Below are 12127 nucleotides of genomic sequence, written 5' to 3'. Positions count from 1 at the left end.
CCCTCGGCGACGGCAACGCGCTAGTCGAGCGCCGTGCCTCCTCGCCCCTGGACCGGGCTCGCGCTCGGGACGCTGACCCTGGCGCTCGTCGCCGGCTGCCTGTCCGCCTTCGCTCCGCCCCTGCGCACGCGCGGTCGGCCGCACCACGAAGCCCTTCGCCCCGACAGCTCGACGAAGACCTGCATGGGCTGCCACCGCAGCGAGGCCGAGGCCCTCGCCGCTCAGCAGCGCGCCGCGCTCGGGCCCAAGCACGGCCACGCCCTCGACCACGGCGAGGGCCACGACCACGACCACGGGGCGAGCAGCGACCACGCCCACGAGCACGACGCGCCCAAGCCGGACGACGCCCCCCTCGTCGCCGACTGGATGCTGGCCGACGAGCGCAGCTGCCTGGGCTGCCATCGCCTCGCGGGAGCGACCGATGCGCGCTGATCGACGCGGGCTGTTCGCCGTGCTCGCGGCCCTGCTCGTCCTCGCGCTGCTCGAGCGCCCCGCCCAGGCCCACCACGTCGCCGGCCACGGCAGCTCCGAGGGCGTCCGCAACATCAACAGCCTCGGCAACCGCGGCGGCCGAGCCAGCACCCGGCTCATGCTGCTCGACGAGTTCGTCCACTCGAGCGGCGGCGTCGGCCGAGTGCCCGCGACGCGCAACGACCTGAGCCTGCTCGGCGAGTACGCCCCCCTCCCCGCCTTCTCCCTCGGCGCCTCCCTGCCCTTCACCGTCCTCCACGAGCGCCCGCTCGAGGCCGCTCCGCGCACCGCCGTCGGGCTCGGCGACGCGCGGGCCTTCCTGCGCTGGACCCCCCACGCCGACAAGCTCATCCACCGCACGCTGACCCTGGGCCTGAGCGCGAGCTTCCCGACCCGGACCGTGCGCGCGACCATCGACCCCGGCGACACCTGGACCCTGTCCCCGAGCCTGCTGTTCACCCGCACCTACGGCCGCGGCTACTGGCAGCTCCTCGCCCTCGCGGCCGGCGAGGCGCGCCCGGCCGGCCTCGCCCTCGACGCCAGCGTCGGGGCCCAGGGCGGCGCGCGCGTGGCCCAAGATCGCCTCGCCCTCGGCGGCGGCGTGCTCGTGGACGTGCGCGCGGCCAACTGGTGCCGCGCCGTCGGGGGCGGCCTCGACTCCTGCCTGACCAACCGCCCCGGCGAGAGCGAGCGCGAGGTCGGCAGCACCCGGGCGACCCTCCTCGCCCACGCCGCCTGGAGCTTCCACCCGCGCGGCTCGCTGACCGCGTCCGTGCAGGTCCCGGTCACGCCCAAGCGCGACTTCGACGTGGGCGCCTCGCTCGGGATCCAGGCGCTGTTCTAGCGGCAACGCAGGCCAAGCGGGGGCTCCCTCAGCCTCGCTACCATGGACGGCGATGCCCGCCCTCGACGCGCGCCGCTTGCTGGCTGAGCTCGCCCAGACCCGCGCCCCCCTCGACGAGGCGCGCACCCTCCCCGCCAGCGCCTACCGCTCGCCCGAGCTCTTCGCCCTCGAGATGCGCGAGCTGTTCGCCAAGATGTGGCTGTGCGTGGGCCGGGAGGAGCAGGTCGAGGCCCCGCGCGCGTTCATCACCCACGCCCTGGGCCCCGAGGACCGCGAGCGCGCGCTGATCGTCCGCGACGACGCCGGCACCCTGCGCGCCTTCTACAACGTCTGCCGCCACCGCGCCGCTCGCCTGATCGACGCGCCCCGGGGCAGCCTGCGCGCGATCAACTGCCCCTACCACAAGTGGAGCTACGGCCTCGACGGGCGCCTGCGCCACGCCCCGCGCACGGACGCGAGCTTCGACTGCGCCGCCCACTCGCTGATCGAGATGCCCCTCGCCGTGTTCGAGGGCCATATCTACGTCAACCTCGACGCCCACGCGCCGCCCCGGGAGCAAGCCCACGCCGACCTGCCCAGCGCCGCCAGCCACCGCCTCGGGGAGCTGCGCGTGGCCAGGCGCCACGACTACACCGTGGCCGCCAACTGGAAGGTCGTCATCGAGAATTATGGCGAGTGCTACCACTGCGCCGTCATCCACCCCCAGCTGCACCGGCTCAGCGACTTTCAGGGCGGGGCCTTCGTCGAGGGCGCGTGCTTCAACGGCGGGCCCATGCGCCTGCGCGAGGGCGTGCAGACCCTGTCGATGTCCGGCGCCAGCCCCCTCGGCCCCATCCCCGGCCTCGCCGAGGCCGACCGCGACCAGGTCCACTACAACCACGTCTATCCAAACTTCACCCTCGCCCTGCACCCGGACTACGTCCTCACCCACACGGTCTGGCCGCTGAGCCCAGAGCAGACCCGGGTGCACTGCGAGTGGCTGGTGTGGCCCGCGGCCCTCGAGGGCGAGGCGCCCGCGGACCTGAGCGACATCCTCGAGTTCTGGGACCGGACCAACCGCCAAGACTGGGACATGTGCGCGCGGGTCCAGCAGGGCCTGCGCTCGGCCGGCTACCGGCGCGGGCCCTACACCGCCATGGAGCGGTGCATCCACGCCTTCGACCGCTGGTACGTCGAGGCGATCGGGCCCGCCCTCGAAGCGCTCCGTTGAGGGCGCTGCGCCGTCGGGCCCTCGTCAAAACGAGAGCAGCTGCAGCGCCGCGTCGCCCTCGCGGCCAAACTGGGCCTCGCTGATCAGCGCCTCGCCAAAGCGCGCGCGCAGCTGCGCGAGGGCCTCGTCGTCGAGCTGGTGGTGCGAGAGGTCGAGGCGCCGCAGGTGAGCGAAGCGCTCGCTCGCGTCGAGCAAGGGCCCCAACTGGTCGGCCCCGAGGAAGCCGTAGGACAGGTCGAGGGCTTCGATCTGCGCCAGCAGTGGACTCGTCGCCAGGGCCTCGAGCAGCTCGGCCATGTAGGCGCAGTGCACCAGGGCGAGCTCGCGCAGGGCCGGGACCCCGCCCCCCGCGAGCAACCCGCGCAGGTCTTCCGGGCTCGTCTCGGGGCCGTAGTATTCCTCGCCCTCGGGGCCCTCGAAGTCCACGACCGAGTCGGGCCAAAAACCCAGCCACAGCTCGAGGCGCTCGAGCTCGGGCAGCCGCGCCGCGCTGACGGCCGCGAGCGTCGTCTGACGCAGGTAGCGGGTCGCCACGCGCAGCGACTTCAGCCCCGCCGGCAAGGCCGAGGCGTCCACCCGGATGCCCTCGCCAGCGACCTCGAGCTCGCGCAGCCCGGGCGTGGCCGCGAGCGCCGGGGAGATGTCGCCGACGTAGCGATCGGGCCGGTAGATCCGCCCGCCCTCCCCCGGCGCGGTCGAGGTCATCATCCAGTTCGAGGTCTGGCTCAGGTGCATGTCCTCGCTGGGCGCCCCGCCGATCCCCAAGCGCCGAAGCTGGGGCAAGGAGCGCCCCTCGAACACCGCGCGCGCCCACTCGAAGGTCCCGCGCTGCCCCAGCGCACCCATGGCGACGTCGTCGCGGTCCTCTCGGTCGATCTCGAGGGTCCGCAGCAGCCGGAGGGCCTCGGCGTCGAGCAGCGCGCTCAGGCGATCGGCCGCCGAGGTCTCCCCGCGCTCCCACGGCTCTTCGGCCCGCAGCCGATCGACGAAGCCCCGGCGCCAGCCCAGCTCGAAGCCCCCCGCCGCGTCCTCGACGGGAGCGACGAGCTTTGCCTCGAGCTCGGCCGCGCGCGCGCCGACGGCCTCGTCTTCGACCCCAGCCTCGACGAGCATCGACAGGCGCAGGAGCTCGCTGCGCGGATCCCCGCGGCGCTCGAGCCAGTCGGCGTAGACCGACCACAGCTCGTCGTTGGTGTCATCTCGAGCTTCGACGAGGCGCGTCTGCGGATCTACGGTCATCGCGCCCTCGAAGGTGGCGCGCACCCTCGCGGACTGTCAACCGGCGCTGGGTCTAGACCGGAATGCCGCGAGCGGCACAGGCGGCGACGTGGGCCTTGAGGTACTTGCTCGGCAGCTCGTGGCCGAGCTTGACCCCGACCTCCGTGGAGATGGAGGGCAGCTTGCCCAGGTCCACCCCCGAGTTCACGCCCATGCCGTCGAGCAGGAAGACCACGTCCTCCGTAGCCACGTTGCCCGAGGCCCCGGGCGCGTAGGGGCAGCCGCCCAGGCCGCCGACGGAGCTGTCGATGGTCTTGATGCCCAGCTGCAGCGCGACGGTGACGTTGGCCAGGGCCGTGCCGCGGGTGTCGTGGAAGTGGACCGCGAGCTGCTCTCGGGTCATGCCGGCGTCGAGCAATCCTTTTAGAATACTTGCTACCTGCCGCGGCGTGCCCACGCCGATGGTGTCGCCGAGGCTGAGCTCGTAGACGCCGAGGTCGAGGAGGGCCTTGGACACCCACTCGACGTTCTCGTAGGGCACCTCGCCCTCGTAGGGGCACCCGTAGACGCAGGACACGTAGCCGCGCACCCTCATGCCGCGATCGAGGGCCTCGCGGACGACCTCTTCGTAGGTCTCCACCGCCTTCATCGTCGACTTGTTGATGTTCTTGCGGTTGTGGCTCTCGCTCGCCGCCATGAAGATGGCGACCTCGTCCATGCCCGCGCGCGAGGCCGAGTCGAGGCCGCGCATGTTGGGGACCAGGGCGCTGTAGCGCACGCCCTCGCGCCGCCGCAGCCGGGTCGCGACCTCCATGTGGTCGGCCAGCGCGGGGATCCACCGCGGGTTGACGAAGCTGGTGATCTCGATGCGCCTGATGCCCGCGTCGACGAGGCTCTCGATCATCGCCAGCTTGGTCTCGACGGTCAGCACCGTGGACTCGTTTTGCAGGCCGTCTCGGGGGCCGACCTCGTAGATCTCGACCTCGTCCGGGAGCCCGTCGAACATGTGCCCGCTCCAGCTGCCCGAGCCCGACTTGGGGCCGGCGGTGGCCGGATCGTCGTTCGCCGCCCCGGCGTCTACCCCCACCCCGGCGTCCACTCGAACGGAGGGGCTTGGGCCGCGCGCCTGGCTCGGGTCTTGGTGCTGAATCTCGCTCACGGCTCAGTGGAGTGTACAGGGTTCGCGGCCGAGTGTTTCTCTCCCGAGGGGCGTGGCGCCGACGGCGTAGCCGGGATCACGGCAGACCCCCACGCGGGCGGCCTCCCGCGTGAGACCTCACTCGGGGAGCTTGGGTCGGGCGAGCTCGAAGGTGTCCGTGGTTCGGGCGTAGGCCAGGCCTCCGAGGCGCCCCACGGCCTCCAGCGCAGCTGGCTCCGCCGGCTCGAGGTGCCCGGCCCCATCCCTGCGGAGGATCCCCTCAGCGACCCAAAAGTGGACGACCTCGGCGAACAGGACCGTCGCCGAGGGCGTGCCGTGTCGGGTCTCACCCAGCGGCACCGCACGCACGACCCGGCACTCGAGCCCCGCGCGGGCGCCCGCCACCCGGGGAGGCGCGACCGCGACCGCGGGGCTCGCCTCGACGCCGCAAGCTCCCCACTCGCTGACCCCCTCGGGGTAGCTCGCCGAGCTCGCGTTCATCGCCTCCGCGAGCGGGCCGCTGACGTGGTTGATGGTCAGCTGCCCGGTCTCGAGGGCGTTGCGCAGCGTGTCCTTGGGGCGACCGTCGCCGAGCCAGCCCGCGCTGACGATCACCGTCGGCGGGTTCGAGCACACGGCCTGGAAGTAGGAGTAGGGCGCGAGGTTGCGCCGGCCCTCGCCGTCCACCGTCGACACCCAGGCGATGGGTCGAGGCGCGACGATGTCGGTCATCAGGCGGTAGCAGTCTCGGGCGCGCAGGTCGGAGGCGGGCAGCTCGTCGAAGGCCATGCCCTCCCCTACCCCATCGGGAGTAGGGCCGCGAGGGCAGGTCGAGTGCTCGGGGGGCGAAGAAAGCGCCGAGGACGGCTAGTCCCCGCCCGTTCAGAGCAGCGGGGCGAGAAATTCCCCGGTGTGCGAGCCAGCCGTCCCCGCGACGGTCTCCGGCGTGCCCTCGACCACGAGCCGCCCGCCCTTGCTCCCGCCCTCGGGCCCCAGATCGATGACCCAGTCGGCGCACTTGATCACGTCGAGGTTGTGCTCGATGACGACGACGGTGTTGCCCGCGTCGACCAGGCGCTGCAGCACCCCGAGCAGCCGGGCGATGTCCTCGAAGTGCAGGCCCGTGGTCGGCTCGTCGAGGACGTAGAGGGTCCGCCCGGTCTGGACCTTGCCGAGCTCGCGGCTGAGCTTGACGCGCTGGGCCTCGCCGCCAGACATGGTCGTCGCCGTCTGGCCGATCTTCATGTAGCCCAGGCCGACGTCCTGCAGGGTCCGGAGGATGCGCGAGAGCTTGCGGTGGTTCTCGAACAGCTCGGCGCAGGCGTCGATGCTCATGTCGAGGACGTCGGCGATGGTCCGGCCCTTGTAGCGCACGGCCAGGGTCTGCTGGTTGTAGCGCTGGCCCGCGCAGATCTCGCAGGGCACGTAGACGTCGGCGAGGAAGTGCATCTCGACCTTGACCACGCCGTCGCCGGAGCAGGCCTCGCAGCGTCCGCCCTTGACGTTGAAGCTGAAGCGGCCGGCCTTCCAGCCCCGGGCCCGGGACTCGGGCAGCTGGGCGAAGAGCGAGCGAATCTCGTCGAAGGCCTTGGTGTAGGTCCCCGGGTTCGAGCGCGGCGTCCGGCCGATGGGGCGCTGGTTGATGGCGATGACCTTGTCGAGGGCGTCCAGCCCCGTGATGGCTTTGTGCGGGCCCACGCGCACCGTCGAGTCGTGGAGCTTGCGGGACAGGGCCGGGAGCAGGGTCCCGTTGACCAGCGAGCTCTTGCCGGCGCCGCTGACCCCCGTGACCGCCACCAGCACGCCCAGCGGGAAGCGCACGTCGATGCCGTCGAGGTTGTGCTCGCGGGCGCCCTTGACCCAGATCTCGCCGGTGGGCTCGCGCCGCTCGTCGGGGACCTCGATGCGCCGCTTGCCCGAGAGGTAGGCCCCGGTGATCGAGCGCTTCGCCCGCTCGATCTTGGCCGGCGAGCCCGAGTAGACGACCTCACCGCCGAGGGTGCCCGCGCCGGGGCCAAAGTCGACGACGTGGTCCGAGGCGCGGATGGTGTCCTCGTCGTGCTCGACCACGAGCACCGTGTTGCCCAGGTCGCGCAGGCGCTGGAGGGTTGCGATGAGCCGCTGGTTGTCGCGCTGGTGCAGGCCGATGCTGGGCTCGTCGAGGACGTACATCACCCCCGAGAGCTCGGAGCCGAGCTGGCTGGCCAGGCGGATGCGCTGGGCCTCGCCGCCGGACAGCGTGGGCCCGGAGCGGTCGAGGGTCAGGTAGTCGAGGCCGACGTTGAGCAAAAAGCCCAGGCGCCCGACGATCTCGCGCAGCGCCCCCTCGGCGATGATCTTCTGCGCCCCGGTCAGCTCGAGCTCGGCGAACCAGTCGTGGGCGGCCTGCACGGTCATCGAGGTGATGTCCGCGACGTTGCGCCCGCGGATCATCACGGCGAGGCTCTCGGGCCGCAGGCGCCGACCCCCGCAGGACTCGCACGCGGCCTCGGTGAAGTACTTGCGGTAGTGGTCCCGGGCCGACTCCGAGGCGGTCTGGGCGTAGCGCCGCTCGAGGCTGGGGATGACCCCCTCGAAGCGCATGCCCCACTCGCCGTGGCTGCCCCCGTCGTCCTCGTTGCCCCACTTGACCTTGATGCGCTTGCCCGCGCTGCCGTGCAGGACCAGCCCGCGCTGCTTCTTGTTCAGCTTCTTCCACGGCTTGTCGAGGTCGATGCCGTAGGTCGAGGACAGGGCCTCGATGATCCGCCAGGTCCAGCCCGACTCGCGATCCGCCGCGGACGACCACGGCGCGATGGCCCCGTCGCGGATCGACAGCGACTCGTCGGAGATGACCAGCTCGGGGTCGACCTCCATGGTCGTGCCCAGGCCGTTGCAGTCCGGGCACATGCCCAGGGGCGAGTTGAAGGAGAAGCTCTGGGGGCTGAGCTCGGGGAAGGCGTGGCCGCAGCACATGCGCTCTTGGGAGAAGGCCATGCGCTCGGGCTCGGCGTCCTCGGCCGCGTCGGCGCGCTGGACCTCGAGGACCAGCTCGCCCTTGCCCTCGCGCAGGCCCAGCTCGACGGACTCGGTGATGCGCAGCCGGTCTTGAAAGCGCACCTTGACGCGGTCGACGACCAGGTCGATGGAGTGCTTGAACTTCTTGTCGAGCTTGGGCGCCTCCTCGAGCCGGTGAAGCTCCCCGTCGACGCGCACGCGCACGTAGCCGCGGCCGCGCAGCTCATCGAAGAGCTCGCGGAACTCGCCCTTGCGGTGGACCACCAGCGGGGCGAAGAGCGTGGCCTTCGAGCCCTCGGGCAGGTGGAGAATCTCGCCGACGATCTGCTCGGCGCTCTGCGACTTCACCACCGAGCCGCAGATGTGGCAGTGCTGCACGCCGACCCGGGCGAACAGCACGCGCAGGTAGTCGTAGATCTCGGTGATGGTGCCGACGGTCGAGCGGGGGTTGGACGAGGCCGCCTTTTGCTCGATGGCGATGGTCGGCGACAGGCCCGTGAGGTACTCGACCTTGGGCCGCTCGAGCTGGCCGAGGAACTGGCGGGCGTAGGCCGACAGGCTCTCGATGTAGCGGCGCTGGCCCTCGGCGTAGAGCGTGTCGAAGGCGAGGCTCGACTTGCCCGAGCCCGACACGCCCGTGAACACGACCAGCTCGCGCTTGGGGATGCGCAGGGCGTCGATTCGCAGGTTGTGCTCGGAGGCCCCGCGGACCTCGATCCAGTCGGGCTCCGCCGCGGCCTTGCGCTTGCGCTTGCTCGCCTTCTTGGCGGGCGCCTTCTTGGCCGGCGCCTGCTTGGCGACCTTCTTCCTGGCCACCTTCTTGGCGACCTTCTTGGCAGCCGCCTTCTTGGCAGCCGCCTTCTTGGCCGCCGCCTTCTTCTTGGCCGGCGCCTTCTTCTTGGCCGGCGCCTTCTTGGCAGACTTCTTCTTGGCCGCCTTCTTCTTGGCCGCCTTCTTCTTGGCGCCCGTCTTGGTCTTGCTCGAGGCCGACTTGGCCATGGATCCCGTGCTGTCGGTGGGCATGCGCGGTCGGGACTGTAACTGAGTCTTCGTTCAGTGCAACCCCCAAGCGTGCCAGCTGAAGACCCGAACACTGGTGGGGTTTGGGCGTCTTCGACGGCCCTGCGCCCTGCGCGAGCAGTCTGCGCAGCCCACCGTCAGCTGGGCCCCGCGCGCCGCTATGCTGACATTCGATGATCACCCAGGGCTACGACTGGCTCATGGCCCAAGTCGAGGAGGTCGGCGAGGCCGCGCGGCGCATCGCCGTGGCGCTCCTGAACGCCGAGGATAACGACAACCTCGTCGAGCTCGAGGAGCAGACCGACGGCCTGCTGGAGGAGCACTTCGACCACTCGCGCGTCGCGCTCGTCGATCCGCGCACGGCCGCGATGATCCTCCGCCCGCCAGCGCGCATTCGCAGCTACGCCCAGCTGCTGGCTCGCAAGGCCGAGCTGCTCGGCGCCACCGGCCGCCCCGAGGACGGCCACGCGCTCGCGCGCCGGGCCCTCGCGCTGCAGCTCGAGGCCGCCGCCCTCGAGCCCGAGCTCGACGAGGTCGACCACGCCGGCATCGCCGCCTTGCTGCGCGTCGAGCCGCCGCTGCCGCTGACCCTGCGCCAGCGCGAGCTGCTCGTCGAGCTCGACGCCCGGGGCGAGCCCAGCTGAGAGGCTCGCCGCGCCGACGAATCCCTGTTAAGAACCCGCCATGGCCGAGCAACCAACGCTGTGGCGCATCCGCAAGCCCCAGCGCGCCATCCCCCGGGGCGACAAGCCCAACCTGCGGGGCATGAGCCGCGAGGAGCTCGGCGAGTTCCTCGGCCGCGAGCTCTCGGCCCCGGCCTACCGCGTCGATCAGGTGTTCGGCTGGATCCACCAGCGCCGCGCCCCCGACTTCGACGCGATGACCAACCTGTCCAAGGCCGACCGCGCCAAGCTGCGCGAGCGCGCCAGCCTCGACACCCTCGAGGTCGACACGATCCAGCGCGCCCGCGACGGGACCCGCAAGCTGAGGCTGCGCACCGCCGACGGCGAGGCCATCGAGTCCGTGCTCATCCCCAACGACGAGCGCGGCCTGACCCAGTGCATCTCCTCCCAGGTCGGCTGCGCCCTCGACTGCCGGTTCTGCGCCACGGCCAGCCTGGGCTTTCGCCGCAACCTCGACACCTGGGAGATCGTCGATCAGGTCGCCCGCGCCCGGACCCTGCTCGCCGAGGAGGCCGAGCGCGAGGGAGCCCGCTGGACCCCGCGCATCACCAACATCGTCTACATGGGCATGGGCGAGCCGTTGCACAACTTCAACCAAGTCCGGCGCTCGCTCTCGATCCTCACCGACGCCGGCGGCGAGGCCATCGCGGGGCGGCGCATCACGGTCTCGACCTCGGGCCTGGTCCCGGCCATCGAGCGCTTCGCCCGGGAGGGCCTCGGCGAAGAGGTCGGCCTGGCCATCAGCCTCAACGCGACCACCGACGCGGTCCGCGACGAGGTCATGCCCATCAACCGCAAGTGGAAGATCGACGAGCTGCTCGCGGCCGTGCGCCGGGTCCCGACCAGCCGGCGCCGACGGGTGACCTTCGAGTACGTGCTGCTCGGCGGCGTGAACGACAGCGACGCCGACGCGCACCGGCTCATCGAGCTCGTCCGCGAGTTCCGCTGCCACGTCAACGTCATCCCCTTCAACCCCCACGAGCACGCGCCCTACCGCCGACCCAGCCAGTCCCGCGTCCGCGCCTTCATGGCCATCCTGCGTCGCTCGGGTGTCGACGTGTGGCTGCGGACGCCGAGGGGGGACGACATCCAAGCGGCCTGTGGCCAGCTCGCCCTCGACGATCCCAAGACCGCTGCGCCACCAAGCTGAGCAAGGCGTCGTCCACGACGGCTAAACCAGAAAGGGACTGTGGATTCATTCGCGGTCCCTGAGCGCTTGTTCCCCATGCGCGTCTACGGGACTGTCCGTGCAAACGCGCTTGGGCCGACCCAGAACATCGCTCCCGGCCGCGTGGCCCTTCCCCCAGGTGGGCGCGATCGGTCCCGGTCGTGCGGCCAAGGGCCCGCAACGATGCTCTCTTCGACCCCGCGGAACCCCGCAGCCGATTCGTTCCCGCGATTCGCCGCGGAGCATCGACCAATGATACGTTCGTGACCGCGATGACCCCCACTTCGCTGTTCGTGACCCTCATGTGGTTGAGCGCGGCTCCCGAGGCTGGCGCTTCCGAAGCGGGCGCCGCCGTGAGCGAGGCCGACGCAGCGGGGTACGCCGAGGCCCTCGCCGAGCTCGACGAGGCGCAGCGGCTGGCCAACGACGACCCCGCCAGCTACGCGTCGCGACTGCGCGACGCGATCAACAAGCTGACCTACGAGTACCCCGTCGATCTCCGCGACGACCCCGATGGCCAGCGCGCCCGCGTGATGGCGCAGCTGACCCTCGCGCGCTGCCTGTTCAACATCGACGACGCCGAGGGAGCGCGCGAGGCCATGGACGAGGCCATCCGCACCAGCCGCGGCGATCCCATGCCCGTCGGCGACTTCGGCCCGGGCCTCAGCGCCCTCCACAAAGAGCGCGTGCAAGCCCTCGAGAAGGCCGGCAACGCAGGCATCGACGTCACCTGCCACGCGCCTTGCCGGGTGTTCATCAACGAGCGGCCGGCCCCGCCCACGGGCATCGAGACCTTGCCGCTGGGCAAGTACCGCCTCGTCATCGAGGCCCGCGACGGCGACCGCGAGACCGTCGAAAAGATCGTCACCCTCGACGTCGCCGACCGCGTCGAGAAGGTGATGTTCGCGGTCCCGAGCACCACGCCCGACCCCAACCCCAACCCCAACCCCAACCCCGAGCCCAAGCGCGACCGCATCATGCCGCGCTGGGCCGAGGCGACGATGATCGCCGGTGGCGTGGTCGCGGCGGGAGTCGGCGGCTTGTTGTGGGGCATCGCCGGGCGCTGCCCCCTGGGCGGCGAAGAGCAGACCCCGCTGCACTGCGAGCAGCTCTACGAGACCTTGCCCGCCGGCATCGTCACCGTGGCCGCGGGCTCGGCCCTGCTGCTGGGCGGCGTGGTCACCCTGTCCATCGACGAGGTCCGGGCCAAGCGCAGCCCGAGCCCGAGCGCTGACGGAGCCGAGACCAACGAAGCCTCCGCGATGCGCTTTGGCATCAACTACACGCTGCGCTTTTAGCCTCGACGGCGCGACCCGGAGGGCGTTCTCCCGACCGCCGGGGAGAGGGACCCGTGACGGCTTTTCCGGCGCGGGGGAGG

10 protein-coding genes are annotated in these 12127 nt (G+C 71.5%); 6 read left to right on the top strand and 4 right to left on the bottom strand.

Going from position 1 to position 12127, the window contains the following annotated elements:
- Positions 1 to 33: 33 nt before the first annotated feature.
- Genes PPSIR1_RS49845 through PPSIR1_RS39810 form a run of 3 tightly spaced genes read left to right on the top strand, consistent with a single transcriptional unit; the run spans position 34 to position 2525 of the window.
- Positions 34 to 432 (top strand): hypothetical protein, encoded by a 399-nt coding sequence (locus tag PPSIR1_RS49845; protein ID WP_006976993.1) that lies wholly within the window; start codon positions 34 to 36, stop codon positions 430 to 432.
- Positions 422 to 1315, top strand: coding sequence for a hypothetical protein (locus tag PPSIR1_RS39815; RefSeq protein WP_006976992.1), 894 nt, complete (start codon positions 422 to 424; stop codon positions 1313 to 1315). Before PPSIR1_RS49845 ends, PPSIR1_RS39815 begins: the two co-directional genes overlap by 11 nt.
- A 52-nt stretch (positions 1316 to 1367) precedes the next feature.
- Positions 1368 to 2525, top strand: a complete 1158-nt coding sequence (locus PPSIR1_RS39810) for an aromatic ring-hydroxylating oxygenase subunit alpha (protein WP_006976991.1) — start codon at positions 1368 to 1370, stop codon at positions 2523 to 2525.
- Positions 2526 to 2549: 24 nt separating this feature from the next.
- Here the strand turns inward: PPSIR1_RS39810 and PPSIR1_RS39805 are convergent, their stop codons facing one another.
- From PPSIR1_RS39805 to uvrA, 4 genes are all read right to left on the bottom strand, one after another.
- Positions 2550 to 3788: a hypothetical protein gene (locus PPSIR1_RS39805; RefSeq protein ID WP_006976990.1), complete on the bottom strand. Its 1239-nt coding sequence runs from the start codon at positions 3786 to 3788 to the stop codon at positions 2550 to 2552.
- A 28-nt stretch (positions 3789 to 3816) separates the two neighbouring features.
- Positions 3817 to 4749 (bottom strand): hydroxymethylglutaryl-CoA lyase, encoded by a 933-nt coding sequence (locus PPSIR1_RS39800; protein ID WP_045117684.1) that lies wholly within the window; start codon positions 4747 to 4749, stop codon positions 3817 to 3819.
- Between the two features lie 270 nt (positions 4750 to 5019).
- Positions 5020 to 5670 (bottom strand): flavin reductase family protein, encoded by a 651-nt coding sequence (locus tag PPSIR1_RS39795; RefSeq protein ID WP_006976988.1) that lies wholly within the window; start codon positions 5668 to 5670, stop codon positions 5020 to 5022.
- Positions 5671 to 5763: 93 nt separating this feature from the next.
- Complete coding sequence (gene uvrA / locus PPSIR1_RS39790) at positions 5764 to 8901, bottom strand: excinuclease ABC subunit UvrA (protein WP_006976987.1); 3138 nt, start codon at positions 8899 to 8901, stop codon at positions 5764 to 5766.
- Positions 8902 to 9071: 170 nt separating this feature from the next.
- Here uvrA and PPSIR1_RS39785 point away from each other — a divergent pair, with 170 nt between their 5' ends.
- The 3 genes from PPSIR1_RS39785 (at position 9072) to PPSIR1_RS39775 (ending at position 12047) form a co-directional block, all read left to right on the top strand.
- Positions 9072 to 9542: a hypothetical protein gene (locus PPSIR1_RS39785; protein ID WP_006976986.1), complete on the top strand. Its 471-nt coding sequence runs from the start codon at positions 9072 to 9074 to the stop codon at positions 9540 to 9542.
- Between the two features lie 40 nt (positions 9543 to 9582).
- Entirely contained in the window at positions 9583 to 10731 is a 1149-nt protein-coding gene (gene rlmN, locus PPSIR1_RS39780) for a dual-specificity RNA methyltransferase RlmN (RefSeq protein ID WP_006976985.1), read from the top strand.
- Positions 10732 to 11012: 281 nt separating this feature from the next.
- Positions 11013 to 12047 carry a hypothetical protein gene (locus PPSIR1_RS39775; RefSeq protein WP_006976984.1) on the top strand — a complete coding sequence of 345 codons (1035 nt, stop codon included), beginning with the start codon at positions 11013 to 11015 and terminating at the stop codon, positions 12045 to 12047.
- Positions 12048 to 12127: the final 80 nt, after the last annotated feature.

Origin of the sequence: Plesiocystis pacifica SIR-1 (assembly GCF_000170895.1) — a bacterium.
GTDB lineage: Bacteria > Myxococcota_A > Polyangia > Nannocystales > Nannocystaceae > Plesiocystis > Plesiocystis pacifica.
The sequence above is the reverse complement of the archived record's forward strand: the minus strand, read 5'-3'. Positions and strand labels throughout refer to the sequence as shown.

Coding starts and splice junctions, on each gene's coding strand:
- PPSIR1_RS39815 (WP_006976992.1), top strand. CDS start 422: ATGCGCGCTGATCGACGCGGGCTGTTCGCCGTGCTCGCGGCCCTGCTC.
- PPSIR1_RS39810 (WP_006976991.1), top strand. CDS start 1,368: ATGCCCGCCCTCGACGCGCGCCGCTTGCTGGCTGAGCTCGCCCAGACC.
- PPSIR1_RS39800 (WP_045117684.1), bottom strand. CDS start 4,749: ATGTTCGACGGGCTCCCGGACGAGGTCGAGATCTACGAGGTCGGCCCC.
- PPSIR1_RS39795 (WP_006976988.1), bottom strand. CDS start 5,670: ATGGCCTTCGACGAGCTGCCCGCCTCCGACCTGCGCGCCCGAGACTGC.
- uvrA (WP_006976987.1), bottom strand. CDS start 8,901: ATGCCCACCGACAGCACGGGATCCATGGCCAAGTCGGCCTCGAGCAAG.
- PPSIR1_RS39785 (WP_006976986.1), top strand. CDS start 9,072: ATGATCACCCAGGGCTACGACTGGCTCATGGCCCAAGTCGAGGAGGTC.
- rlmN (WP_006976985.1), top strand. CDS start 9,583: ATGGCCGAGCAACCAACGCTGTGGCGCATCCGCAAGCCCCAGCGCGCC.